Genomic DNA, 26,271 nt, shown 5'->3' with positions numbered 1-26,271 from the left:
TTCCGGTCTCATGGAAACGCGTAATAGAAAACAGCGGTGGCCAGGCAGTCCACCACGATGATGAGGACGATGGAGGTCACGACGGCCTGCGTGGTGGCCTTGCCCACGCCTTCGGCGCCGCCTTCCACGGAAAGCCCCTGATGGCAGCTTACGAGCGCGATCAGCGCCGCGAAAATCACGCTTTTGGAAGTCCCCGTATAAATGTCTTTCAGGACCATGGCCTCGATGCTTTTCGCGATGTAAAGATCGGGATTGATGTGCACGCCGTAAGTTCCGATCAGATAACCGCCGAGCATGGCAGTAAGGTCCGTGATCACGGTAAGGCAGGGCAGCATGACAACCATGGCGATGACGCGTGGCACCACGAGAAAACGAATGGGATTCAGGCCCATGGTCACGAGCGCGTCGACTTCTTCCTGGACTTTCATGGTGCCCAGTTCCGCGGCCATTCGGGCTCCGATGCGGCCTGAGATGACGATCGCCGCAACCAGCGGCCCCAGTTCCCGGGTGACGGAAACGCTGACCAGGCTGCCGGTATAGAGAATGGCGCCGAATTCCTTGAGCTGGTACGCGGATTGGAGGGCGAGCACCATGCCAACGGAGGCGGAAACCAGGCATATAATAGGAAGCGAGTCCACCCCGGCCAGGAGCATTTGTTCGAAAACAGCGCGGACGCGGATCGGAACGCGGAAACAATTAAGGATGGCAACGAAAACTTCGTGGAAAAGACCGCCAAGCCGCGCCACGCCTGACATGACGAACGCGGCGGATTGTCCGACCTTTCCAAAAAATTCGTTCATGATTTTCCAGCGCAGGCGGGAGTATCAGGCCTCCGGCGCAAGGCCTTTGGGGTTGACAAGAAGAGCGTGGGCCTCTTCCTGAGTATGAGCGAGCGAAAAGACGCTGTCCAATTTCGCGATTTCGAACACGCTCCGGACGGCGGGAGCAAGCCCGCTCAGGACCAGCTGCCCGTTATAGCGCTTCACCTTTTGCAGCGCTTCCACGAACGTGGCAAGGCCCGAGCTGTCGATGTATTTCACTTTTTTGAGGCAGATCAGGATCTTGTCGGCGCGCTTCTGTACCTGGGCCTGCAGCTTATCGCGCAGCTCCGGAGAGGAATGAAAATCCACTTCCCCGTCTAATTCAAAAATCTCGACCGCGTCCTGCTGGCGATAGGCAATTTTCATGGGCAGTACCTTCTTTCCGTCCTTAAATTTTCATCTTGGTCAGATGAAGTTCGTTCGTGTCCGGCGCCAGGGACTGGTATTCGACCTTGTCCATCAGCGTATGAATGAAATAAATCCCGAGCCCGCCGGGTTTCGTGGGCGGCAGTTTCGGCGGGGCAACTTTCGTCGGATCGAATTTCTTGCCGAAATCCCGGATGCGGATTTCGACGCGGTCCTGATAATCGTGAAAAGCGACTTCCACCCTGCCTTTTTCGTGCCCGTACCCGTGACGGATGATGTTTGTCAGCGCCTCATCCACGGCAAGCGTCACTTCACCGGATTTTTTTTCGTTAAAGCCGGCGCCGGACAAAAGCTCCTTGAGCTGCTGCCGGAATTGGGCCAGATCATGCGAACAGGATTTGAGCTCGAATTTTTTTTCCATCCGCCCGTCGGCTCCTTTGGAAGACTGTTAGGCTTTCGACCTGAGAGCAGAGGGATTCTACGCTATCGTCATGCACTCCGCAAGTCCGGTGCGGTTCTGTCAAAACCCCTGGGCCTTGAGGGCCTTTACCGACAGCCCCGACGGCCGCCATTTTCCGGGCTTTTGTTCCGTCTCCGGATACCGCGCCATGAGGTCGATTTCCAGGTTGACGGCGTCCCCCGTTTTTTTTTCCCTGAGAGTCGTGACCGCGAGTGTATGCGGGACAAGGGCCACCCAGAAGCCGCCGGGGCTTACTTCCTGGACCGTCAGGCTGACGCCGTCCAGGGCCATGGAGCCTTTGAGGACCGCGTATTTCAAGATCGCAGGCCCGGCCTCAACAAAAAAGCGGCGGTTTTTCCCGGCCCGCGCGATCTTGCGGATGCGGCCCACCCCGTCCACGTGTCCTGTCACGTAATGGCCGCTGATGCGGTCCCCCGCGCGCAGCGCCCGTTCGAGATTGACCCGGCCGCCCGCCTGAACGCCCGAGAGGGTTGTCACGTTCAAGGTGTCCGCCATGACATCCGCTTCAAAACCCGAATTTGTCTTTTTGGCGACCGTGAGGCAGACGCCGTCCACGGCAATGCTTTCACCGAGCGCAATCCCTTTTTCCCGCCGCTTGAAACGAAAGGCAAACCGAGCCTGTCCCGAAGCGTCACGCCTCCTCGTGACAAGGCCTTGATTTTGTACGATTCCCGAAAACATCAAAGCTCCCCTTCGAACAGCCAGTCTTCGCCCAGCGGCCGGCACGTGAGGTTTTTAATTTTGAAAGCATTGTTCAGAAGGCGCACGCCGTCGCCCTCAACCGAAGTCTTAGTGGCCCGGCCGCCGATGATTTTGGGCGCCACGACCCAGTAAACTTTCTGCACGAGTCCCGCGCGCAGGAAATCCCAGGCGGTCTCTCCCCCGCCTTCCACCAGGAGGGCCGCTACGCCCATGGCGCCGAGCTGGCAGACAATGTCCTTCACGTCGAGCCGCCCCTTTTCTTCGCGCGCCAGAAGCAGAAGCTCGCCGCATCTGCGGGCCTTCGAGTGGCGCGGACGGCGCGCAACATTTTTCGTCACCACGCGCAGCGTGAGCTGCTCGCCCGTGAAAACCCGGGCACGCGGCGAAACTTCCATCCGCGGGTCCAGGATCACGCGCAGCGGCTTATGCGGCGGCTGGTTCTTCACATGAACGCGCGGGCTGAGCAGCGGATCGTCCATCAGCACGGTATTTTTGCCCACCAGGATAGCATCCGCGCCCGACCTCAGATGATGGACCCACTCGCGGGAGGCAGGCGAGGAAATCCAGCGCGAAGAACCGTCCGGCGCCGCGATTTTTCCATCAAGCGACTGCGCCATCTTGAGCACGACCCAGGGCAGCCGCGTCGTGATCCAGCGGCAAAAGGCGGCATTTTGCCCGCGGAGTTTTTCTTCGAGGACGCCGGTCGTGACGTGGATGCCTCTGCGGCGCAGAAAACGAATGCCTTTTCCGTGATTCGCGGGATTGGGATCGCTCATGCCGATGACGACGTGCTTGATGCCGGCACCTGCCACGGCCTGCATGCAAGGCGGCGTTTTGCCCCAGGTCGCGCAGGGCTCCAGCGTCACGTAAAGCGTCGCTCCTTTGGCGCGGGCGCCGGCCTTACGAAGCGCCTCCGCTTCCGCGTGCGGCCCGCCGTAATAGGCATGATGCCCACGGGCAATCTCACGGCCGTTTTTGACCACGATGGCTCCGACCAGAGGATTCGGGCTCACCGCGCCGCGGCCGAGCTCCGCCAGGGCATGGCATTTTTCCATCCAGGATTCGTGAAAACCGGCGCCGCGGGCCATGGCTTGTCCCGTCAATCGTCCGGGTCCGCGACGCCGCTTTCAGCAGGAGGACGGTCGCGCGGTTTTTCGGAATGGCTGATTTTGTCGAGGATGCCGTTGACGAATTTTCCGGAATCTTCCTGGGAAAATTTTTTGGCGATGTTCACGGCCTCGTTGATGGAAACTTTGAGCGGAATGTCTTCGCGGAACAAAAGCTCGTACGTCGCGAACCGGAGGATGCTGCGGTCGATGACGGCCATACGGTTCATGTCCCAGTTTTCCGCGTACTTGGCCACGACTTCATTGATTTTTTCGAGGTTATCGACCGTCCCTTTCACCAGCGATTGGGCGAAAAGGCGTGTCTCGTCGGAAGGGTCGGGGTTCTGGTCCCAGAAGTGGACGAAGAGTTTGTCGAGAGGCTCGGGGTTGAGCTCGTACTGGTAGAGCATCTGGAGGGCATATTCACGAGCCTGGGTTCTTTTACGCATCCCACGTAAGAAAAGAGCGGCATCCGCAACGGTCCGCTTTTCTCATCTCCTCTTTTGTCCGGTTGTCAATTGGCGGTCAAGGTCCGCGATTTCCAAAGCGGCCAGCGCCGCCTGGGCGCCTTTGTTTCCGGCTTTCAGCCCCGCCCTGTCGATGGCCTGCTCCAGCGTGTCCGCCGTGATCACGCCCGTCGCAATGGGAACTTTTTTTTCCAGCGCGACCTGGGCGATTCCGCGCGTGACTTCCAGCGCCACGCATTCGAAGTGATACGTATCGCCGCGCAGGATGCAGGCGATCGCGACAATTGCGTCAAAGCGTCCGCGCGAGGCCAGCTTCTGGCAGAAGTACGGGACTTCCAGCGCGCCGGGCACCCACACCACGGGAATCTTTTTCCGCGGGACCCCTGCCTGCTCGAACGTGACAAGCGCGCTTTCCAGCAGACGCCGGGTGATGAACTCATTGAACTGGGCGATGACGATGCCGAAGCGCCGGCCCTTCGCGTCGAAACGTCCGCGGTACGATTTCATGAATGCTGGTTGAAATAATGGCCGAGCTTCTGCCGCTTGGCCATCAGGTATTTCGCGTTATAGACATTAGGCTCGACCTGAAGAGCAACGCGCTCCACGACGTGCAGGCCGTGACCTTCCAGCCCCACGATTTTGCGGGGATTGTTCGTCATGAGCCGGAGTTTGGAAAGGCCGAGATCTTTTAATATCTGGGCACCGGTGCCGTATTCGCGAAGGTCGGGCTTGAAGCCGAGGGCTTCATTGGCTTCAACCGTGTCCATGCCCTTTTCCTGAAGCGCATAGGCCTTGAGTTTGTTGGCCAGCCCGATGCCGCGCCCTTCCTGGCGGAGATAAACAATCACGCCTTTGTCCTCTTTTTCGATGCGCTCCATGGACGCCATGAGCTGATCCTGGCAATCGCAGCGCAGAGAACCGAGCACGTCGCCGGTGAAGCATTCCGAATGCATGCGCACAAGCGTGGGCGAATCGTCCATCTTTCCTTTGACGAGCGCGACGTGTTCACGCCCGTCGACCAGAGACCGATAGAGCATGATCTTCCATTCCCCGAAAACCGTGGGGATCGTGGCTTCGCTCACCTTGTCCACGATGCGGTCAAAGCGCCGGCGATGCTCGATAAGCTCCTGAATCGTGCCGATCTTGAGGCCGTGCTTTTTCGCGAATTCGAAAAGCTCCGGAAGCCGCGCCATTTTTCCGTCTTCGGAAATAATTTCGCAGATGACGCCGGCGGGTGTCTGTCCCGCGAGCCGTGCGAGGTCCACCGCAGCTTCGGTGTGTCCGGCGCGGATGAGCACGCCGCCTTTCTTGGCGCGGAGCGGAAAAATGTGGCCGGGCGAAACGATGTCGGCAGGACCTGCCTGCGGTTCGGCAAGCGCCTCGATCGTACGCGTGCGGTCAAAAGCGGAAATGCCGGTCGTGATGCCGGAGCGCGCGTCCACGGAAGTGGTGAACGCGGTGCGGAAGGTGTCCTGCAGGGATTCGGTCATTTCCTTGAGGCCGAGCGCTTCGATTTTTTCGTCCGCGAGCGGAACGCAGATGAGTCCGCGCCCGTGCTTGATCATGAAGTTGACTTTTTCGGGCGTGACCTGCGACGCGGCGAAAATGAGGTCGCCTTCGTTTTCGCGCTGCTCGTCATCGACCATGATCACAATGCGGCCCTGACGGATGTCTTCGATGATTTCCGGAATCGTATTAAATTTCATTTGGCCTCGCGGGGCTCAAAAAAAAAGCCCGAAGATTGAATCTTCGGGCAGACGGCCTGACTCAACGCAGGAGAAAATCCTTTGGATCAGAAGCGGACGCTTCTCCCTGCGGTGGATCCATCTTCTTCCATCCGGACTTTACCGTCGGCACCTGGATCACACAGGATTCAGTCCCGGCGTTTTGCCGGGAGTCGCGGGCTAAATCCCTTGGAAGGGACATTACCGCCGGTAGGGACTTTCACCCTGCCCTGAAGATTAGGAGGTATCCTATCAGGCAGCTTCGCCGAAGTCAATTAACTTTCTCCCATAAAAAGTCTTAACCCGCTTAAATCCAATAACTTACAGACATATAGCAACTTTTAGTCAAGATTGACTAAGAGCGATCATATGCTACCTTTTGATTAAGAGAAGTAAAGTAATTGATCTTTAATATACCGAGGATTCTGACAACGGCAAACTCCAGGTAACTGGAGGACGCAAAGCCACAGATACGACTGGGCCGCAAGGCTTAAGGTATGGCTGGGCCGCCAAATCCATCGGGATTAGGAATGACAAATCCGCTCTAATCAAGCGGAGCCTGCCAATCAAACAGTGCCGGCAGGCGGCAAACTCCGGGTAACCGGAGGACGCAAAGCCGCAGATACGACTGGGCCGCAAGGCCTAAGGTATGGCTGGGCCGCCAAATCCTGTGATTTGGCCGAATCAGAACCTCTCGAGTTTCGAGGGGAGGGTTCGGCATGAAAAAATACATCGCGACTGTATGGGCGATCGCAGCTTTAACAGTAATGGTATCTACTGTTCGTACTTCCAATGCGGAAGCCCAACTTTTCAGCCACCCTTCCCTCGATTTTCAAACTCTCACGACGAAGCTCAGCACCCCCGAAGATCTCGCCAAGTACATGTGGCGCAATTTCCGTTACGAAAACGACCAGAGCAATTTCGGCAAGGCCGAATACTGGCAGTCCCCCGAGGAATTCATGGAGAACAAGGCGGGCGATTGCGAAGATTTTGCTCTCTTTGCCAGCGAGATCCTGAAGCAGCAGGGAAAAAAGACGTTCCTCCTGAACATCTACGGTTCCGGATTTGCCCACACGATCTGCGTGTTCGTGGAGAACGGCAAGTACAACGCGATGGACGGCACGGACGTAAAACGGATCAATGCCAACGATCTTCCGTCGCTCATGAACGAGATCTACCCGCAGTGGAAAAAAGGCGCCATTGTGGCCAAGGCCGGCAAATCGAACAAAGGCTGCATCCTGAAGAAGTTCGAGCGCGAGGCGAAGATCGGCCGGGCCTTTGCCAGCTCCCTTTAATCCCCCTGATAAATACCGCCGAACAAATGTCCCGGATAGCCGATAATAAAATGATTTTCCCAACCCATCCTGGGGTTTAGCAGTGCTTAAAGAACATCAAGCCGTTTATACACGCGTTCTCATTATCGCCGACCTCCTGCTCATTACGTCCGCTTTCCTTCTGGGACATTACCTCAGGAACCACTGGGGCTTTCTCCTGGAATTTGAATCGGTAAGCAGGACTTATCCCCTTTCGAAATACATCACGCTCCTGCCCTACATGCTCGCGATCTGGATGATTACCCTCGCCGCGGCCGGGGCTTACCAGCCGCTGCGGGTGCAGAACCTCCTGGTCGTGCTCCTCGATATCACGCGCGCCGCGCTCATGGCCACGCTGCTGTTCGGAAGCTTGGCCTACCTGCTGAAACTCCAGTACGTGAGCCGCATCATGGTAAGCATGGTGTCCTTTTTCGCCTGGTCCTTTCTCTGCGTCGAGCGCGTCGTCATGTTCCAGATCCTGCGCAGCCTGCGCAAAAAAGGATTTCTCACGCGCTACCTGCTGCTCATCGGGACCGGCAGCCGCGCCGCATCCTTCATTAAAATGGTCCACAATCATCCGGAATGGGGCTTGAAAATCGTCGGGCTCGTCGACGAGGACCCGCGGCTCAAATGGCAGACGATTGAGGGGCAAAAAGTCCTGGGGCTTTTGTCCGACATCCCGCATCTCCTGGAAGAACTGGTCATCGACGAAGTGGTCTTCGTTGTGCCGCGCGGCTGGCTGGGCAAAATCGAGGATTCGATCCTTTACTGCGAGCAGCTGGGAAAACGGGTCAGCATCGCCGTGGACCTTTTCAACGTCAAATTCGCCAAGGCCGTGCAGCGGGAGATCCATCACTTTCCGCTTCTGACCTTCGAGACCACGTCCGACCATCTCTGGCAGCTCATCGTCAAGCGCGTGCTGGATACAGTGCTCTCGGCCGTGGCCATCGCGGTTCTGCTGCCTTTCCTGGCGATTGTGGCGCTCCTCATCAAATTTTCTTCAGGCGGACCCATTCTTTTCAAACAGGCGCGCTGCGGCCTGAACGGCCGGATTTTCACCGTTTACAAATTCCGCACGATGGTGGTCGACGCGGAGAAAAAGCTCGAGGCCCTGCGCCAGCACAACGAAATGTCAGGACCCGCGTTCAAGATGACCAACGATCCCAGAATCATCAAATACGGAAAATGGATGAGAAAGTTCAGCATCGACGAGCTGCCGCAGCTCTTCAACATCCTGGAAGGCAACATGAGTTTCGTGGGCCCCCGCCCCCCGATTCCCGCGGAGGTCAAGCGCTACGAACCCTGGCAGCGCAGGCGCCTCAGCATGCGTCCGGGCCTCACATGCCTGTGGCAGGTTCAGGGCAGGAACAAAATTGTGAAATTCGACGAGTGGATGAAGCTGGACCTGGAGTACATCGATAATTGGTCGCTTTGGCTGGACCTGAGGCTCTTCCTGCAGACCATCCCGATCGTGATCTTCGGGATCGGCGCGAAATAACTACTTTTCCCTTCCCAAAACCCGGACGGCCTTAGTCAAAAGAATCTTCGAAAAGAACACCGGAATGTCGTACGCGTAGCGCCAGAAAAGACGTTTCGGATCTTCGTAAATCCGGAACAGCCATTCCAAGTGCCACTGGATCATCCAGCGAGGCGCCTGGCCCAGCATGCCGGAAGCATAATCGAGCACGGCCCCGCCCGGCAGGAAAATGTTCACGTCGATCTTGTGCCAGTTGTCGTAAAGCCAGCGTTCCTGGATCGGCATGCCGAAACCCACGATCAGGATGTTCGCGTCCGAGGCATTGATCTGCCGGATCACGTCTTCGGTTTCCGGCCCTTCCTTTTTGAAGTAGCCGTCGTGCACGCCCGCGATCTCGAGTTTCGGGAAGCGGGCCTTCAGGCAGGCCCCCGCCTTTTCCGCGATGCCCGGCTTTGCGCCGAGTAAAAAAAGCCGGAGCTGCTTCCGCTCGGCAAAGGCGGCGAGATCCCAGATCCATCGGGTAAACGCCACTTTCGGCGGCGTGTCCATGCCGAGGATCCGCAAGCCGGCCTTCACGCCGTCCCCGTCGCAATAAATCATCTGCGCCTGATTGAGGATTTCCCGCATCCACGCGTTTTTGAAAGACAGCACCATGCAGTGGATGTTCACGTTCAAGATGAGCGCCTTCGTGCCTTCGAGCGCGGTCTTTTCAATGAAGGCGTGCAGCCTTCCGACGCCGACCCGGTGGAGGGGCACGTCGAACAGGCGGAGATCCTCAGGCTCTTTGGCCGCGATCTTAAGATTTTCCATACAGGCATTCCCTTCGGAAACCTTCGAAGCAACCGATGATGGAAAAGTACAGGAAGGCCAGGCATTGAGGCGCGTCCATGTCTTCGGTGGCCATCCAAAGGCTCATGGCCACAAGCACCAGCCCGATGCTCCGCCAGAAAAGGAAAAGCTCCCTCTTGCGCCGCACGATCAGGCGCAGGCGGAACCATTTCATCATCAGCCACGCCTGGAACGATACGAACGCGGTCGTCCCGATGATTCCGGTCTTAAAAAGCAGGGAGATGTACGTGGAGTGCGATCCCAGCGGGATGGCGAAAATGTTTTCGCGCGGCTTGATACCGAGCCCGAAAATCCAGTCCGCGTCATGCAGCTGTTCCAGGCTGTAACGGTAGAGCTGGAAGCGGATCGAGGTGCTGCCCTCGCGGAGTCCCATGATCCATTGCGTCAGGCTTTCGAGCAGCGGATAACAGATCACCAGCACGAAGACGAGGCCCAGAAGCCATATCACAAAATTCTTTTTCTCGACCAGGAAAACCACGAAAAACGCGACCAAAAATGCGAGGATCGAAATGCGGGAAAGTGTCATGAGAAAACCCAGCGAGCTCAGGGCAAAGACGCCGATGAAAACCGCGTTTTTCAATTTATGCAGGAGCACCGCGCGGGTCAGGATCATAAGGAGGATGATCATGATGCAGCCGCCTGCCGCGGTCGGATAAGGCGAAAAAACATTGAAGCGCGGGCGGGACACGGACGCGAACCAGTCCCACATGAGCGGCCGGATGAGCAGCGAGTCTTTGACGAGATTCGTGTCCCCGAGATGGCTGGCCAGCCCATACAACGGCGAAGGCAGAGTGACGTCCCGGATGCCCTTCATCCAGGCCGCAAGGATCAAAAAAGAAACCACGGCGACAAAAAAGGAAAGGGCGTAAAAGCCGTCCAGGATGTCAGGAATCATTTCGGACCGGAAATTGTTGGCCATGACCACGACGATCATCGCGCCCATAATCCAGAAGCTGAGGTTATAGACGGCCGCGACAATGCGGCTTGAGTCGGCGCTGGACAGGTGGATGACGATCGAAAAAGAATAAATGACGGCAATGGCCACAAGGAACCTCGCCGACGCAGGCATGTACACCCCGGCGTTTTGGCGGTTCTTCCGGTGAATGGCCTCCATGAAAAGGCCGAAGGCGGAGAGGTGGTACACAAAGAGGTTCAGCCCCATCAGCCACCAGGCGCCGGCGCCCATCATCACCCAACGCCATTTTTTCAAAAGCGGATCTTTCACGATTTTCCTTTCGCGGCCATTTCCTTATAAAGGTCCTCGTAACGAGAGACCATCACGTCAAAGGCGTATTCCTTTTGCCATTTTTTAAAAGCCGTTTCGCCGAGCGGTTTCAAGAGTCCCGGCGCGTTGATCCATTCGGACAGGGCTGCGGCCAGCGTCTTGGGGTCACGCGCGGGCACGAGCCTCCCCGTGGCGGCGTCCATCAGCTCCCGCGTTCCCGGAATGTCCGTAGCGAGCACAGGCTTTGCCGCGCTGAAGGCTTCAAGGACGGACAGCGGCATGCCTTCCCAAAGGCTGGGAAGCACGAAGAAATCCGCCAGCGCCAGAAATTCCGCGACCCGGTCGGTATGCCCCAGAAAAACGAAATTGTCGGTCACGCCCGCGTCCTTCGCCTGCTGCTTGAGGGCGGGCTCCAGACTTCCGTCTCCCAGCAGGAAGATACGAAGGCGTTTTTTTTCTCCCGCCGCGAGGCGCGCCACCGCGGCAATGAGATAACGGTGGCCTTTCTGTTCTTCCAGCCGGCCGGTAAACGCGGCAAAGACTTCTCCTTCCCGGCGGGGATAAGCGCGCCGCAGCTCGGGCAAAATGTCCCTTCTCGGATAGCAAGGAAGGACCGCGTTGGGAATGACACGCACTTTGTCCGAGGGCACCCGGAATTCCTGGATCAAATTCTTGCCGACGGTTTCGTGCACGGCCGTGGCCATGGTTCCGGCACGGAACAGAAACTTTTTATCGTTTCTCAAAACGTGCTCGGTGTGAATGACCGGGATTTTCCTTTTAAAAAAAACATCCAGCAGGAACGTCGTGAAGCGGTGATGGGAATGGATCACGTCCGGCGAGATTTCCCGAATCATGCGCCGCAATTCCTCCAGCGTCTTGAGCGTTTTGTATTTTTCCAGCGCGATTTCCCGGACTTCGATGCCGCGATGCCTGAGTGCCTTGGCCAATTGGCCGGGATTCACGGCGCACGACACCTCGTGGCCCCGCCGCTCTTTCATGGTCACGGCCAGGTCATAAAGCACTTTTTCGGCGCCTCCCATGCTGTACCGGGCATCATAAAGATGGGCGTAGAGGATTTTCATGCGGCAAGCTCCTTGAATCGCGACAGGATGAGCATCCGCGCCTTGGCCAGCGCCTGCGCGATCCGTTCGGACCACATCGCGCGCTCTTTCCATACCGCTTCCAACTGGTTCTTGAATGCGCCGTCTTCCAACTCGTCGAACCCGCCCAGGTAAAGGCCTTCGAGTCCCAGGGACTTCAGAATGCCTTCGGCCTTGTGCTGATATCCGGCCACGACCGCCGGAGTGCCCACGACATAAGACAAAAGCGCGGAATGAAGCCGCATCGAGATCATGAGGTCGCATTCCGCGTAAAGCCGGCATAAGTCCGGGAGGCCGAAATAGGGCTGCGCCGTACAAAACTCCACCCGTTCCGGGCCCAGTGAAGACTTCAGCCGCGTTTCCAGAAGCCGCGAAACAGCCTCGTCCCCTTCTCCCCGTTTGCGGTCCTGGACCTGCACGATGATGCGGACCTTCGCGTTTTCAGACGCGGCCAGTGCATAGAGAGGGCCGGATAAAATGCGGATATAGTCTTCGACGTTTTTTTTCCCCGCTTCCCAGGGCCGCAGCGTCACGCCGATCGTCCGGCCGCGCGGCGGCAAGGCGCTGGCGCCGAGAAGTTCTTCCCGGGTCAGGAAAAGCGCGAGGTCGGGGAGGAAATGAAATTTTTTCTGGTGCGCGGGATATTCGCGCTTCAAAAAATTGCCCGTGATTTCTTCACGGTAGAAAACGGTTTTGGCCGCGGCCACGACATCGTCAAAAAATTTCTTTGCCAGCCCGGAGCGGAACGGTCCGTAGGACTGCGGCAGCAGGATCACAGGCTTATGAAAGCGGCGGCCCCAGCAGGCGGCGCTCAAATGGGCCAGGTAGGTCAGCCCGGGCAGGCAGGAACGGTAAGAATAGAAGTAAGCGCCTCCCGCGAGGAAAACCGCGTCAGATTCCCGCACCGCGGACCGCAAAAGCCCGGGCCGGAACAGCGCCTGGGGAATGCGCATCATCTTGCCCAGGGAATCATCCATACTCAGGCAATCGACATCCGGATAACTGGGCACAACGCGGCATCCGCAGGCTTCATAAACCGCTTTTTCAGAAAAAGCGCGCGTCGAAAGCGTAACCGCCGGTTGCTCCCAGACTTCCCGGAAGAGCTTGAGCGTCCCTTTCAGGATGGCCTGGTCTCCGGGATTTGCGGGCGAAGCAAGATTGGCAACAAGGATTTTTTTCATACGCTTTGCCGCTTCCACAAAAATAAAATGTAGGCGTACAGGCCGAGGGTCGTCACCGTCACGTTCAGCATCGTGGCGATGGCAATGCCCTGCAGGCCGTAGACTTTCATCAGAAGGCCGTTGAGTAAAAGCTGCAGCCCCAGCTTGATGACCGACTGAGCCATGAATCCCGCGGATTGGCGCATGACGAACAGGACTCGCAGCAAAAGCGTATTGATGACGGCTGGAGCCAATCCCATGATAAGGACACCGAACAGGGACGAAATAGACTCGAGAGAAGCTCCCTTCACTTCCCCGAATCCGAGCGAAAGGCGAACGAGGAGGCCGCGGCTGAGCCAGCAGCCCGCGGCGAAGAGGGTCACGACGCCCAAGGTGACCGCCATGTCCCTTTGGACGCGGCGCCGGAAGTCGGTCTTGCTTTGTTCGTAATAACTGTCGGCCCAATGCGAGAGGAAAATCTGGGACTGCCCGGCCAGAAAAAGCTGGAAAGGGATTTGATAGAGACGATCTGCGTAATTCAGCATGCTCAAATCCCCCACGCCCAGCCACGAGGCATACCATTGGTTCAGCAAGGGAATCAGCTGGACAGCGCCCAGGGCGAAGACCTGGTAAACGGACTGGCCCCAGAAACTCCTCGCGTCCCCCTGGCCGTCGGAAGGAGCCGCCAGATTCTTGCCCGTCCAGAGGCCCAGGTGGAAAAGCAGGTAAAGGCTCACGGCCCAGCGCAGGAATTCGCCGCCCACAAACCCCGCGCTGATCGCATGAATGCCGAGTTTGTCGTGGAAAAGGAACATGAACGCCACGATGACGAGCGACCGGATCAGCGGCGACACCGCGGGAAACCAGAAGACCTTGTAAGTATTCAGAATGCCGTTGACCGCGGAAACGAAAACCGTCATCAGGAGGAACGGCACTAAAAAAGTGTAGATCAGGGTGACCAGGCTGGCCATGTCCGGATCGAGACCGCTTGTCGCGCTCAAAAGCCGCGGCAGAAAAAATTTGAGGCCGATGCAGACCAGGGCGAGAAGAGGCAGCACCGTGTAAAGAACCCGCCTCACGAAAAAGAACATGTGTCCCGCGCTCTTTCTTTTCTGCTCGGCAAGGTAGGGCAGAAGCACGGTCTCGAAAACCTGCTGGAAAACGCCCCACAGGAACATGATGATGCCGTTGGCGAAGAAAAAGGCGTCGGTTTCGCGGCTGACGCCGTAGAAGTGCGCGATGAAAAACGGGACGATCAGCCCGCCGGAGCGCCCGATGATCACAAAAAATGGCGTAAGCAAAAAAGGACTGAGGTTCATGTGGTTACTTCCTGACCTGACTTGACCCGAAGGGCCCCGAGCTGGACGCTGGAACCCGTTTTTTCTGCAGCGCCGGCAAGCGAAACACTGAGCCAGTATTTTCCGCCCGCGGTTTGAACCTCGAAACAAACCGGCTGCCACCGGGTTCCCTGGACATATCCCGTTCCCACGATTTCCGCGCCCAGCCGGAAAAGCAAAGCGCCCGGGGCTCCGGCCGCTTCGGGTTGACGGGCGGCCACGCATATCGAGGCTTGGCCAGGTTCCAGCGCCACGACCGCGCCGGCCTCTCCCGGACCGTTCAAGATGCCTTGGCGGAAGGCCTTGGATTGCCAGGCCTGGGGGCCGAGCGAGCGGGTTTCCCCCGCCTGCACGGCGGCCGACGCAAGGGCCTTCATTTCGGGATCCGGAGCCCAGGCTTCCAGCAGCAGCAGCTCACGCAGCCCGGCCTTTTTTTCGGCCATACGGCCTGCCAGCAGTTTGACCGCTTCTTCACGCCGGTCCAAAGCTGCCAGCGACTTAGCCTTGTACCAAAATCGATATTTGCCGCCTTCGCCGGCCTGATCAAAAGACTCCAGCGCTTTTTCGTGATTTCCCTGCCGGCTGAAATAGAGGCCTTTCAGGTAAGGATCTTTGAAACGGGGTACGAGCGGTTCCAAAAATTCCTCCAGGCCGTCCAGGCTTTCTTCCTCGAGGCCTTCCCGGATCCATTCCCGCGCGTGCTGGGTCAGAACTTCGTCTTCATGAAATATCGCGACGGCCTCCCCTGCTTTGGCCATCGCGGGCGCGGGATCAACCCAGGCCGCTTGGCGGAACTTTATCGCGGCGGCGGCGAAGGCGCCCGTTTTCATGAGTGCGAGGGCTTCACCGGTCAGGCGCTTGTATTCCCCGCGGCGTTTTTCGAGATAATCGCTATAGGCGTAATGCCATTGCTTCCACAAATGACGCTGCTCATAAAAGGAAACCAGCCGCGCGAGCGCGGCAAAGCCGTCGCCTGCAACGCTGCGAAGCAGCGCATCGTCATGCAGCTGCGGCCAGAGGAAAGACAATGCGGGCTTGGTGTAATGCTCGGGATAAATATCGACGGCTCTTTTGAGCAAGGCGGCGCCGCGGAGTTGTTCCTCCGGATCCAGCGCTCCCCCGCGGGAAAGCAGAAATGTTCCCGCCATGTAGTTGATCCAGGCATTGTTGGGTTGTTCGTCGACGATGGATTCGATTTCCTTTTCCCAGGACGCCCACGCTGCGGCGTCTATCGGGCGTTTTTCCAGCGCGGCCATTTTAGCCTCGGCCTGCAGCCGCAAAAGCCGCGCCTTACTGAAAACGGGCACCCAGCGCACGGTTTCCCTGAATTTGTCACGCGCGCGGCCGATCGACTGAACGTCTTTCTTCGCCAGCCCTTTTTTCCAGAAGCTTTGCGCCTCTTCGTAAAGGCTTGTCGGATCGCTCCACCCTAAAGCCGAGGCCCTGTCGAACAGCGTCTCGGCGGTCTCGTAATCACCCGCTTTAAAGGCGAGCGATCCCTGGTAAGCGTAAACACCGGCCCATGTCAGGCTCGAACAAAGCAGAAATAAAAGCCCGGAAATAACGCTCGCGGCCGCAACGGCTATGTTTGGGTATTTAATCATAATTTTTTTTGATCAAAATCTTTTGCCGGTTGAATTGGAGCAGGCGCGTGACCAGGCCCAGGATGAGCACAAACGTCATCGCATTGGCCGGAATGGCAAAATTGAAGTCGGAAAATCCATGCAGCGCCACGCTTCCCGCTCCCGCCAATCCCCCAAGAACCAGGACGAATGACGAAAAATCCTTGCGGTCAGCCTGGGATAGGGAAGCCCCCCATAAAGAAAGGAAAGATGTAATCAAGACCGCGGCCGCGGGCACGCCGAGCTCCGCGGCGAGCTCCAGGTAATCGTTGTGCGCGTGCTGCCAGCCGTAAAGCAGCCGGTCGGATTGATAAGCGGGAAAAACCCACTGAAAATTTCCGAGGCCCGTTCCTGTTAAAGCATAGCGCCGCAGCATCGGGATCATGTCGTGCCAGGCAATCAATCGCCCGTCGAGAGTCTTCAGAGAAGCTCCGAATTCCAGAAAGCGCGCGGACAGCGTGCTCCATCCCAGCGCGGCCCCGGCGCCCAGGCACGCGAGCAGGATAAAGAGCAGCGCAAACCATCCCTTGACGTTTTTTTTCCACAAAAAAAGCGAGTGAAAACCGATCGAAAGGAGAAAGCCCATGAGGCCGACCCGCGAGCCACTTTTGATCAAGCCGAACATGGACACGCCGAGCAGAAGAAGCAGGACTGCGCCGAAACTCCCCTGTTTCTTGTGAAAGGCCCGGAGCATCAGGCCGCCATGCACGCCCAGCGCCATTTCCATGAATCCCGCGTAATTGTTGCGGTTGATGTAAGTGCCCGTAACAAAGCCGCGGTGGTATTCCTTGGAATGCCAGAGGATCATTTCCTTGCCGGATAGGACTTCGTAGAGGCCGTAGACGGATTCCAGCGTTCCGGCCAGGACGATGAAAAAGAAAATCCAGATTACGGCTGTCCTCGGTAGTTTGAGGCAGAGCATGAAGAGCGCCGCGAACGACAGCCACTGGAGAAGTTCAAGCCGGCTTTGCTGCGGGCTGACGGAAAAAAATTGCGTCTGAACGAGAACCCACGCCAGCACGAGAAGAATCGAAAAACGAAAATAGCCGGGCAGCGAAGGGAACTGAAGAAGCGTGTCGGAATTCAGGCAAAAGAGAAGAAAGAACAGCGCGGAGAGAGCCAGGACGCCCCAGGGGTAAACAGCGCCGAAGGCCAGAGGAGCAAAAAAAACACCGAAGACAATTCCGGCTTCAAGGACGAGCGTACGCGCGGCGCTCATTTTTTTGCCGCATCGCCGTAGCCGTAATAATAGTATTGGTGGTAATAATAATCGCGTTCCTGCACGCTCACCTGGTTGATCACGACGCCCACGATCTTATTGCGGAGTTCCGCGAAACGTCGTTTGATTTCCTTGAGGTGCCGCTTCTCGGTCTGCTGGTATTTCGTGACCACGATCATGGAATCCATGTATTCGCTGAGGACGGCGACGTCCGCAACGGCCAGAAAAGGCGGCGAATCGATAATGATCACGTCGTATTGCTTCTTCATATCCTCGATGAAGGCCGCCATGGAGCGTCCGCCCAGCAGTTCCGTTGGCCGGTTGGAATGCGTTCCCGAAGTCAGGAAGTCAAAACCCACACCCTGGACGTTCTTCTGGATCACGTCGTCCGGTTTGACCTTGCCTTCGAGGATGTCGGTGAGGCCGCTGTCATGCGCGACGCCGATGCGGGAATGGAGTTTGGGCTTGCGGAGGTCGGAATCGATCAGCAGGCCCTTCAGATGATTTTGTTCGAAGGCCGCCGCGAGATTCAGGCTGACCGTGCTTTTGCCTTCCGAGGGATTCGGGCTTGTGACCACGATGACGCGGCAGCCGGTGATATGGCGCAGCTTGAAAAGCAGCGTGGTCCTGAGCGCGCGAAAAGCTTCCGTCGCCTGCGAAGGTTTTCCCGTGGAAAGAAAGATCTCGCCGCCCAAGGGGCCGTTTTTGTCCTTGGCGGACTTGGGAATGATTCCGAAAAGTTCCAGCCCGAGGCCTTTTTCGATGTCGTCCGGGACCTTGATGGTTGCGTCCAGATATTCGAAGAAAAACGCCAGGATAATGCCGAAAAAAATGCCCGAGAGGACGGCGATCATCAGATTGAGGAAAGGCCGCGGCTTGAACGGCCGTTCCGGAGGCTGCGCCATGTCCACGACCATGACGTTGCTGGCCTGAGTTTTAGCCTCGCTGTGCATTTCCTGGAAGCGCGACAGCAGCGTCTCATAAATCTGCCGCGCGCTGTCGGCCTCACGCTCCAGCTGGGCATAATCGATCGCCACGGCGCCGAGGCTCAGTTTTTTCGCTTCTTCTTCCTCGATCTTCCCCTTCAATGCATCGATCTGGGACTTGATGTTGATATACTTGGGGTGCGCGGGCAGATAACGCGTCGCAATCCTTGCCTGCTCGGCCTGCATCTTGACGAGCTCGAGGCGGGCCTCTTGCAGGAAGTCGTCTTTTTCGCGGATGGAAGGAATGTTGATGAGCTCGTGCTTTTCCTTGTAGGTCTGCAGATTCTTTTCCGCGAGCGAAACTTTGACTTTGAGTTCTTCCAGCTGGCCGGACAACAGCTCTGTGGCCTGTTTGGAAATATAAAAGCGATTCTCAAGGTTGCGCTTGATGAAAAGATTGACCAGCGAATTGGCCATGCGCGCCGCTTTTTTTGGGTCCGGATGGGTCATGCTGACATACACGAGCCGGGAATTGCGCACGGGGTCTACTGAGATTATCCGCTTGTCGATGAGCGAAGAGAGAGACCTTTCTTGAAGGAACGGTCCCAGAAGGCCCGCAAGGAATTTCTGCCGCTTGATGAGTTTTTTCAGGCCTCCCTTTCTCATGCCGCGAAGGTAAGGATCTTCGTCGAGACGCTCGACTTCAATAAGCTCTTCCAGAAGAGACCTGCTTTTCAGCATCTGGTACTGCGTCTGGTAATAATCCGTCGAAGAAGAATCGAAGGCCATGACTTCTTTGAAGTCGACGACATTCGGGTTTTCTTTTTCGATCATGATGGTCGTCGTCGCTTTGTAAAGGATTTGGGCGCGAAAGGTCAGGTAGACGCCGGCACAGACGATGAGGGCAAACGTCGCAAAAATGACGAACGCCCTTTTACGCAGGATGTAAAGGTAGTCCTGAAGATGGACTTCGCCGTGCGTTAAAAGTTCGGTCATGATTTCCTTTTAGAATAAGCTCCTGGGCACGATGACGCGGTCATTAGCCTGCAGCTCCATGTCCTGCGACGAATCGCCCTTTTTGGTGAATCGAAGCATGTCCACTTCGAAACTCGTCTCATGGCCTTTTTCATTGCGAAGAATGCGGACCTTTGACGGGTTGGCGACTTCAGTAAATCCACCCGCGAGCGTAATGGCCTCGAAAACCGTCAGCGTGCCGTAAATGGGAAACGGCCCGGGATTTTTGACTTCGCCTGAGACGAACACGTTGCTGAATTCTTTGACAAAGACGGTGACTTGCGGATTCACAAGGTATTTGGCGGCAAGCTTATCGCGGATCATGTTTTCAAGCTTACGCACGGTGTTGCCTTGGGCCTGGATCGAACCCAGCAGCGGGAATGAGATAAAACCGTCCGTCAGAACTCGGACTTCTTTGGTCAAATCCGGCTCGTCATAGACTTCGACCCCTAAAAGGTCGCCGACCCCAATCTTATAGCTTTGAGAATCGACTTCTTTCTTCGCAGCCTGGCTCGGAGGGCAAAAAATGGCAGACAACAGAAAGGCCAGAATGATCATGAATGAGGCCTTTTGCTCTTTTATGTTAGCGGCAATCTTCGATACGATTCCCATTTCAATACCTCAAAAATTAATTAACGGCAGGACGGAATAAAAGTAAATTGCCCTTAATAAAGGAGGGCTGACGATAGGGAAATGATATGGTCCGTATAACCAAAAGTCGAAAAATTGGAATGGCGTCTGGCGAGCTCATAGGCCAGCTCGAACTGCATCCAGTCGCGGGGCTCATAGCGCAGGCCCGTCTTGATATTGAAATACCGGTCGTGCCTGTAACCCGTCTGGCTGCCGACGGTGGCCCTTTCCGCATAATCCTGGCGGTAAACACGCGTCTTGGTAAAGACTTCCCACGCCGGACGGATCCGGTAGGCGATGCCCACCCCGGCCAGATGCTGCTTATAGTAAGCAATGTCAAAGAAAGTAGCTTCCACGGCTTTGCGGGTGAGGTCCAAGCTGACCTTCCAGTTCTTTCGCACTTGGTATTCCACAGACATATCCGCCACCCAGGAATAGAAATCGGGCTTGCTGCTGGTCTGATAATTTCGGAACTGCGGGCCGATACGAATTTTCGTTGTCAGGTTAGGCAGGGGTTGCCCTTCCAGACCGATGCGGAACTGGTTGAAGGTTCCTTGCCGCGTAGGGCTGTCATCGTAGTCGATCTGCGCCAGCTGGTATTCCACGAGAGCCTTGAGTCGCGCGAACAAATCGTAAAAAATGACGCTCGTCCACTCGGTGAACTGAAAGTCGAGGGAATCGTCGACCTGCCTGCGGAAATCCCGGACCTGATGGCGGAACCCTTCTTCGAAGATGAGGCGTTTCCAGCGGTACCCGATCTTTGGATAAATCGATTGATCGTATCGCGGGATGCGGGAAGTAAAGGTCGTTCCCGCGCGGCCTGAAGTTTCCGAAAGCTGCTCGAGGACGTTTACATACCCGTTCGTAAAATGAAAATTGGCGAGAGTAAAAAAATTCTGATTTTGATCGTTTTGGGTCCGGTCTCGCCCCTTGCCAAAGAATTCCATGTCCGCTTCATAGCCCACGGTCACGCGGTGTTTATTGACGGGCAGATCCAGGACCACACCGGGCAAAACTTCGAAGATCGTATCTTTTTTGCCGTCCGTGTCTTCCAGAAAAACGTTACTGTCGTACTCCACCTTATTACGCATGGAAGGATGGACGATGACGGGGCCGGCTTTGAGGCGGGCAGGAGGAAGATCGACGAAACGCCTTTCTCCGAATTCTTTGATGGCGTCCGTCAGCTGGAAATCAGCTCGGGCATAGGGAGCGAATACGCCCCATGCGAGTGATGTGAAAACTATCCAGCGTAAAATTCTTTGCACGGTTTACAAAGAGGCTGTTGAAGGGTTTTCTTGGTTGTCCGTTACGTTCGCATTCGCATCGGTAGCGTCGATGTTCGTGCTGTCGACGTCAGCGCCCGGATTGTCGATCGAAGTTCCGATCTCATCGCCGGCCGCCGTTGCATCCGCTTCTTCCGTCACCGTCAATTTAATCTCATGCGTGGTGCCGGCAGGAACCTGGATCTGCTGCCCGCTCGGGTCCACGATAGTCGCATTGCCCGTTTCGACTTTGAGAGAACCGGCATTGTCGCCACAGGCGAGAACTAAAGCCGAGGCGCCTGAAGCAGAGGCATCATTTTCCAGGCAGGAAAGTTCAACGTTGTCGCCTTCAGCCGTCGTAACCTTGAACTGGCCGTCAAAGACCTCCAAGATCGAACCCGATTTGATTTCCGGAATCGCGTCTCCCGGCTCGACGAGGTTGATTTCACCCTCAGGAGTCGTAATGACGAGCGTGCCTTGGAAATTGGCGTCAACGACGATCGCGGCCTGGGCCATGGCGGGAAGGAAGACAAGACTTGCGATGAAAAGGACGAAATGACCCCAAATCGAAAATTTTTTCATGGTGATATCCCCTTTTGAAAAAAGTATACGTGACGGAACCGCGACTTGCAAGGCGACGGCCGGGTTAGTATTTAATCTAAGCCCTTGAATTGAAATGGGTTAAGAAAAGAATCCCTTCCCCATCCCTGAGGAATTGAGGAGGTCTTTTGCCCGATTTAACCCAAGCATTCATCGGCTTAAAACGGCTTTTCTTGATGGGGGTTGGAAAGCGCGAATTTCCCTTTATGAACTCACATGCTGGAAATCCATGGCATGGAAAAGGAACTCTCCGCTCGTATCTCCGCCCGACTGCCCTTGTTCGATGATCACAACCACCTTGGCCACGTTTGCAAGCGCCGGATCATTGGGCAAATCGACAGTCAGTTTCTGAACGGCCCTGGAATTAGTCTGATCCTGCAGGCTGACCATCTTCGTGAAGAGGCTCTGGCCTGAAGCATCTTGGAATTCCAGCTTAATCGGTCCCGGATTGTCTTTCACAGAATACTGGATGACCAATTGGCTCGAAACTGCGTTGAACGGAGCGTTCATATGGAAGACCACCCCGCCGAAGCCGGAGGGCAGTTGTCCAAATTTGAAGTGAGCTCCTTGCCGGAAGTCGTTGTCGGCTTCATTGGTGAGATGGAAATTCTCGATACTGGAGATGTGAGAATTCCTTAAGACGCCGAAAGAACGGTCCGGGAATTGCGGCGGTGCCGTGATCGTACCGCTCGTCTTGTTGATTCCCAGAGCGCTGCTCTTTTCGTCGTAAAGGAGGTTGTAGTTGAGCTCCAATCCCCGTTTGCGGAGATAAGTTTCGAAATCGTCGGGACCGGCTCCGGTAAGGCCGAGCACAGTCGAGGCAAGGTCGATGCCCAGCCAGCGTTTGGCAATTTCCGTGGCCGAACGAGCGCTGTCGAGAATACCGTACGTGCCCTTGATTCCCTGGATTTCACTGATGGCTTTAAGCCAGGTCATCGTTTCTTCGGGCGCCGCCTGGAAAGCCGAGGCCAGGGCATAGGTCGAGCCGGTATCCATGAGGAGCAGACCGTTCACGGGATCCGAGAAAGCCCATTCCGCGATTTCACGAACGCCGAGATCGCCGACATATTCGTGATTGTCCGGGGTTTCCGCGGCGGACAAGAAGCCGGGAATCCGGAACTTTGAGGCAAAGTCCGAATGCGCGACGAACTGATTGTAAAGGGCATTGCGGAATCCCATGAAGTCCCGTTCGTTGTTGCGCAAGCTCGGCCAATAAATCTGGAACATGCTTCCGTCAAAAGCCGCGAGGTTTGTCACGCTTTTCCCGTCCTGAGTCTGATACGTGCGAACAACGGTCGCGAGGTTGTCCCACACCGTATCGGGCAGGCTCGGGAATCTGACCTTCAGGAAGGCCACGGCTCCGCGGAATTCGTCGCCGATACGGTCGACGAACGAATTGAAATTACCATTTTCCGTGTTGACCGAACTGCGGAACACACCGAAGATCGGATGGACGAACGCCTGATAGCCGTCTTCCTGATTATCGAGGAACTGTTCGACTTTCGTAGCAACGGAATTGGCAGTCGTCAGATTCGAGCCGCTGAGGCCGGCACGTTCGAGCGCGCCTACCATGACGGCCAGGCTCTGAGCGAGATTCGCATTGTCCCCCAGCCCCACGCACACTTCCGTCCCGGGATGAGAGGCATCGCATTCGCTCTTGCTCGCTTCATAAGGCTGCAGATCCAGGAAAGGCAGAAGACCATTCCAGCCGAATTGCGTCTGAGCGCTTAAAAGTTTATCCATCACGAAACTGATTTCGGTCAGAAGCTGCGTCTGCGTTTTTCCATTGAAGTCGATTTTGCCATTCACGGCATCCGCAAGCATCTGAAGATAGAAACCGATGAGCGTGGGCTGCGTGAATTTGGAATTGTCTTCCAGAACCCCTGTATCGTTGATGGCGTCGTACGGAAAATGCGTGGTCGGATCGATGCCCGCGCCGACTTCGAAGAAGTCAACGCCACGACTGACGAGGTCCGCTTTCACGGCCAGAAGTTCCGGAGCCAGTGGAGGCGGAGGCGTAAAATGCACGCCCTTGGTCATGATCTGCACGAGATCCGTCGGCGGAACAGGCGCCAGACTGCGGTCTTCTACAAACACGACCTGAGCGATTTTCGTACGGTCGAAGCCGGGAACGACATTGGCAGCCGAAAGATCCAGGACGTAATTCTGGTAAGCGGGACGCAATTTCAAAATAAACGTGGCCAGCTTGCCATTGATGTCCTTGATTTCGACTTTCACTTTTGCCCCTTCGTGCCCACGTGCTGCGATCACGAAACTCTCCGGCAAGGTTTCCGGCGACGCCCCGCTGATGTTCACAAACGTGAAGGCGGAATCGCTGGCCTGGAGGTTGTACGCATACTCGAATTCATCGCTGCTTATCTGATTGAGGCTGATGGCACCGGCCGGACGGTTAGGAACCACGTTGGATCCCGTCGCAGTGACGTTCGGATTATTCGCATGAGCCGTAATGGCAGCGGCATCGAACGTCTGCCCGTCAAGAACAGGAACGAAATTCAAGATGCCTCCGACCTTCACTTTCACTTTCCCGCGAATCGCGCTGGCGCCGGCAAGCGTCCGATCCACGACAAATTCGATTCGGGCCACTTCGTTGCGGTTGAAGCCGGCCGGAACATTGTCCGGATTATTCAGGTCAAATGAGAAGTTCTGCTGGCTGGACGTCAGAAGCACGTCAAACGTCGCTTTCTTTCCCGTCTTGTCAGTGATTGTGACGCGTACTTTCTGAGGAACACCTTCAGAGGAATCGCCCTGCAGTGACATCGTCAACACCTGCGGCAGCGCGAGCGTCTGGCCCTGAAACACGTTATTCGCGTCAAAGAAGCCTTTGGTAATGGACGCGACCACAAAAGCCGTCTGAGATCCGCCCAGATCGTAGGTAAAATCAAAGTCCTTCGGACCACGGACCACCGTTGTGATAAAGCCCGGAATGCGGCGGGGATCCACATTGCCTCCGAATCCGTTGACATCCGGCTTTTCGTTGAACACATGGTGCGTGGAGGGATCAAAGGTCTGACCCGTAACCTGCGGGATAAAATTCAGAATGCCGCCGACCTTCACGTACACTTTACCGCGGCGCGCATCCGCTCCCGCCAAAGCGCGGTCCACGATCATTTCGATGCGGGCCACGTGGCTGCGATCGAAACCTGCAGGGATAAAATCAGGATTGGAAAGATCCAGAGAAAAATTCTGTAAGGTCGAAGTCACCACAAGTTCGAACGTGGCGGTCTTGCCCGTAACGTCGATCACGTTGATGCGGACCTTCTGAGGCACGCCGATGGCGGAATCGCCTTGCAGCGCGACTTGCAGTACAGACGGCAGCGCCAGCGAGGTCCCCTGGAAATTATTGCTGCCGTCAAAGAATCCCTTGGTGATGTTCGTCACCACGAAAGCACCGGAAGAGCCTATAAGATCGTAGACGAAATCAAAATCCCGGGGATTCCGTACGGTAGTCGTAATGAATCCCGGAATCTGGTTCGACGCAACCGCCCCGCCGAACGAATTGACGTCAGGCTTTTCGTTAAAGACGTGGAGGGCGTTTTGATCGAACGTCTGGCCATTCACAAGCGGCACCACGTTCAAGGTGCCCTTGAGCTGGACGTTGATTTTGCCTCGGCGGGCATCAGGGCCGGCGAGGTCACGATCGACCACCAGTTCCACGTAAGCGATGGAGCCGCGGTTGAAGCCGCTCGGCACATACGAAGGATTGGTCAGATCGATCGTATAATTCTTCAGATCCGACGTAATGAGGAGCTCGAGCGTCACTTTTTTACCGGTTGTATCGACAATGTTCACCCGGACTTTCTGAGGCACGCCCACGCTGGAATCCCCCTGAAGGGCCATGGTAAAGCTGGCGGGCAGAGAAAGCGGCGTTCCTTGGAACACGCCGCTGCCGTTGAAAAATCCTTTGGTGATCGAAGTCACGACAAAGGCGGTCTGGGAACCGACAAGATCATAGGTGAAATTGAACTGCCTGGGATTGACTTTGTTGAGCGTAATGAAGCCCGGAATTCTGCGCGGGTCCACGTTACCGCCGAAGCCATTGACATCAGGCCGCTCGACAAAGTTATGCAGGTCCGCTTCGTTAAAAGGCGTGCCCGGGACTTGCGGCGTAAAGGCCCAATCGCCCCAAACAAGGTTCAATGTGGCAGGACCCGTGCCGAGGAAAACAAACGACATCGTCTTCACATGCGCCATATCCATATTAAAGAAGCCGTTCGCCGGAATCACCCAGCGCTTGCCGAAATTCTCAATCTGCACGAGTTCAACCGTATCCTTCTTGCCCGTGATGTCTTCGACTTCGACAAGGACACTTGTGATGTTCGGGCTGTCGACTTGCAGGATGACCCCGTTCGGGAACACCGCGTTATAATTGAAAGTCTCCGTATTGGTGGTGGTCGGATCATCGTAGGCGATGAAGGCGCCGCCGAAGCTGGTTTCATTCTGACCCGAATACTGAATTTTGGCAAAATTTTCGCTCAGAACGGTAACCGTGCTCAGGCTTCCATCGGCCTTGGCAAAACCATTGATGAACGGCCTCTGACCCGTGCTGAGCAGCGGAAGCTTCGTGATATCCGCTTCCGTCTTCGTGGCATCTGGCGCGATCTTTAACGTCGCGTCAAAGTTACCCCAGCTGATATTAAGAGTCTTCGCACCAGCTCCTTCAAACACAAAGCTGAAAGTCTGGATCTTCGTCAGATCAATGCCGAAGAAGGCGTTGCCCTGGATGAGCCAGCGTTTGCCAAACGTATCCACCTGCACAAGACGCGCCGTATCTTTCTTGCCCGCGGCATCCGTCAGTTCCAAAAGGACGCTTGTCACATTCGGGCTATCGACCTGCAGCACAAGACCGCCC

The 26,271-nt window shown here is 56.2% G+C and carries 22 protein-coding genes and 3 riboswitches; of the genes, 2 read left to right on the top strand and 20 right to left on the bottom strand.

What is annotated here, in order from left to right; all coding sequences use genetic code 11:
• Nucleotides 1–8 precede the first annotated feature (8 nt).
• From VL688_05345 to VL688_05310, 8 genes are all read right to left on the bottom strand, one after another.
• Complete coding sequence (locus VL688_05345; GenBank protein ID HTL47470.1) at nt 9–800, bottom strand: ABC transporter permease; 792 nt, start codon at nt 798–800, stop codon at nt 9–11.
• Between the two features lie 24 nt (nt 801–824).
• The gene (locus VL688_05340) at nt 825–1,187 is read right to left on the bottom strand and encodes an STAS domain-containing protein (protein HTL47469.1); all 363 of its coding nucleotides are present in this window, start codon (nt 1,185–1,187) and stop codon (nt 825–827) included.
• Nucleotides 1,188–1,209: 22 nt separating this feature from the next.
• A complete protein-coding gene (locus VL688_05335; protein HTL47468.1) occupies nt 1,210–1,608 on the bottom strand; it encodes an ATP-binding protein in 399 nt (132 codons plus the stop codon).
• A gap of 99 nt (nt 1,609–1,707) precedes the next feature.
• Nucleotides 1,708–2,349, bottom strand: a complete 642-nt coding sequence (locus VL688_05330) for a riboflavin synthase (protein ID HTL47467.1) — start codon at nt 2,347–2,349, stop codon at nt 1,708–1,710.
• Nucleotides 2,349–3,458: a bifunctional diaminohydroxyphosphoribosylaminopyrimidine deaminase/5-amino-6-(5-phosphoribosylamino)uracil reductase RibD gene (gene ribD, locus VL688_05325; GenBank protein HTL47466.1), complete on the bottom strand. Its 1,110-nt coding sequence runs from the start codon at nt 3,456–3,458 to the stop codon at nt 2,349–2,351. The genes VL688_05330 and ribD overlap by 1 nt, the downstream gene beginning before the upstream one ends.
• A gap of 11 nt (nt 3,459–3,469) precedes the next feature.
• Entirely contained in the window at nt 3,470–3,925 is a 456-nt protein-coding gene (gene nusB / locus VL688_05320; GenBank protein HTL47465.1) for a transcription antitermination factor NusB, read from the bottom strand.
• A 42-nt stretch (nt 3,926–3,967) separates the two neighbouring features.
• Entirely contained in the window at nt 3,968–4,450 is a 483-nt protein-coding gene (ribH, locus tag VL688_05315; GenBank protein HTL47464.1) for a 6,7-dimethyl-8-ribityllumazine synthase, read from the bottom strand.
• The gene (locus VL688_05310; protein HTL47463.1) at nt 4,447–5,649 is read right to left on the bottom strand and encodes a bifunctional 3,4-dihydroxy-2-butanone-4-phosphate synthase/GTP cyclohydrolase II; all 1,203 of its coding nucleotides are present in this window, start codon (nt 5,647–5,649) and stop codon (nt 4,447–4,449) included. The genes ribH and VL688_05310 overlap by 4 nt, the downstream gene beginning before the upstream one ends.
• Nucleotides 5,650–5,764: 115 nt before the next feature.
• Nucleotides 5,765–5,909: riboswitch (FMN riboswitch) on the bottom strand.
• A gap of 181 nt (nt 5,910–6,090) precedes the next feature.
• A riboswitch (cyclic di-GMP riboswitch) is annotated at nt 6,091–6,181 on the top strand.
• A gap of 61 nt (nt 6,182–6,242) precedes the next feature.
• A riboswitch (cyclic di-GMP riboswitch) is annotated at nt 6,243–6,333 on the top strand.
• A gap of 53 nt (nt 6,334–6,386) precedes the next feature.
• On the opposite strand from VL688_05310, the gene VL688_05305 reads away from it, so the two are divergent.
• Nucleotides 6,387–6,962 carry a transglutaminase-like domain-containing protein gene (locus VL688_05305; GenBank protein HTL47462.1) on the top strand — a complete coding sequence of 192 codons (576 nt, stop codon included), beginning with the start codon at nt 6,387–6,389 and terminating at the stop codon, nt 6,960–6,962.
• 82 nt (nt 6,963–7,044) lie between these two features.
• Nucleotides 7,045–8,478, top strand: a complete 1,434-nt coding sequence (locus VL688_05300) for a sugar transferase (GenBank protein HTL47461.1) — start codon at nt 7,045–7,047, stop codon at nt 8,476–8,478.
• Here VL688_05300 and VL688_05295 read toward each other — a convergent pair whose 3' ends face one another.
• The 12 genes from VL688_05295 to VL688_05240 all read right to left on the bottom strand — a co-directional run bounded on the left by VL688_05295 (nt 8,479) and on the right by VL688_05240 (nt 26,261).
• Complete coding sequence (locus VL688_05295; GenBank protein ID HTL47460.1) at nt 8,479–9,267, bottom strand: WecB/TagA/CpsF family glycosyltransferase; 789 nt, start codon at nt 9,265–9,267, stop codon at nt 8,479–8,481.
• Nucleotides 9,254–10,516, bottom strand: coding sequence for an O-antigen ligase family protein (locus tag VL688_05290; GenBank protein HTL47459.1), 1,263 nt, complete (start codon nt 10,514–10,516; stop codon nt 9,254–9,256). Before VL688_05290 ends, VL688_05295 begins: the two co-directional genes overlap by 14 nt.
• 11 nt (nt 10,517–10,527) lie before the next feature.
• Nucleotides 10,528–11,613 carry a glycosyltransferase gene (locus VL688_05285; protein ID HTL47458.1) on the bottom strand — a complete coding sequence of 362 codons (1,086 nt, stop codon included), beginning with the start codon at nt 11,611–11,613 and terminating at the stop codon, nt 10,528–10,530.
• Nucleotides 11,610–12,812: a polysaccharide pyruvyl transferase family protein gene (locus tag VL688_05280; GenBank protein ID HTL47457.1), complete on the bottom strand. Its 1,203-nt coding sequence runs from the start codon at nt 12,810–12,812 to the stop codon at nt 11,610–11,612. Before VL688_05280 ends, VL688_05285 begins: the two co-directional genes overlap by 4 nt.
• On the bottom strand, nt 12,809–14,110 hold the full coding sequence (locus VL688_05275) for a lipid II flippase MurJ (GenBank protein ID HTL47456.1): 1,302 nt from the start codon (nt 14,108–14,110) through the stop codon (nt 12,809–12,811). Before VL688_05275 ends, VL688_05280 begins: the two co-directional genes overlap by 4 nt.
• Nucleotides 14,107–15,732, bottom strand: a complete 1,626-nt coding sequence (locus tag VL688_05270) for a hypothetical protein (protein ID HTL47455.1) — start codon at nt 15,730–15,732, stop codon at nt 14,107–14,109. Before VL688_05270 ends, VL688_05275 begins: the two co-directional genes overlap by 4 nt.
• On the bottom strand, nt 15,725–16,969 hold the full coding sequence (locus VL688_05265) for an O-antigen ligase family protein (protein ID HTL47454.1): 1,245 nt from the start codon (nt 16,967–16,969) through the stop codon (nt 15,725–15,727). Before VL688_05265 ends, VL688_05270 begins: the two co-directional genes overlap by 8 nt.
• The gene (locus tag VL688_05260; GenBank protein HTL47453.1) at nt 16,966–18,891 is read right to left on the bottom strand and encodes a polysaccharide biosynthesis tyrosine autokinase; all 1,926 of its coding nucleotides are present in this window, start codon (nt 18,889–18,891) and stop codon (nt 16,966–16,968) included. Before VL688_05260 ends, VL688_05265 begins: the two co-directional genes overlap by 4 nt.
• A 9-nt stretch (nt 18,892–18,900) precedes the next feature.
• Nucleotides 18,901–19,467, bottom strand: a complete 567-nt coding sequence (locus tag VL688_05255; GenBank protein ID HTL47452.1) for a polysaccharide biosynthesis/export family protein — start codon at nt 19,465–19,467, stop codon at nt 18,901–18,903.
• A 107-nt stretch (nt 19,468–19,574) separates the two neighbouring features.
• Nucleotides 19,575–20,804 carry an outer membrane beta-barrel protein gene (locus VL688_05250; protein HTL47451.1) on the bottom strand — a complete coding sequence of 410 codons (1,230 nt, stop codon included), beginning with the start codon at nt 20,802–20,804 and terminating at the stop codon, nt 19,575–19,577.
• Nucleotides 20,805–20,807: 3 nt separating this feature from the next.
• Nucleotides 20,808–21,383 (bottom strand): hypothetical protein, encoded by a 576-nt coding sequence (locus VL688_05245; protein HTL47450.1) that lies wholly within the window; start codon nt 21,381–21,383, stop codon nt 20,808–20,810.
• A 222-nt stretch (nt 21,384–21,605) separates the two neighbouring features.
• Nucleotides 21,606–26,261, bottom strand: a complete 4,656-nt coding sequence (locus tag VL688_05240) for a hypothetical protein (protein HTL47449.1) — start codon at nt 26,259–26,261, stop codon at nt 21,606–21,608.
• Between the last annotated feature and the right edge of the window lie 10 nt (nt 26,262–26,271).

The organism is Verrucomicrobiia bacterium, from assembly GCA_035495615.1.
GTDB lineage: Bacteria > Omnitrophota > Omnitrophia > Omnitrophales > Aquincolibacteriaceae > DATJFP01.
The sequence above is the reverse complement of the archived record's forward strand: the minus strand, read 5'-3'. Positions and strand labels throughout refer to the sequence as shown.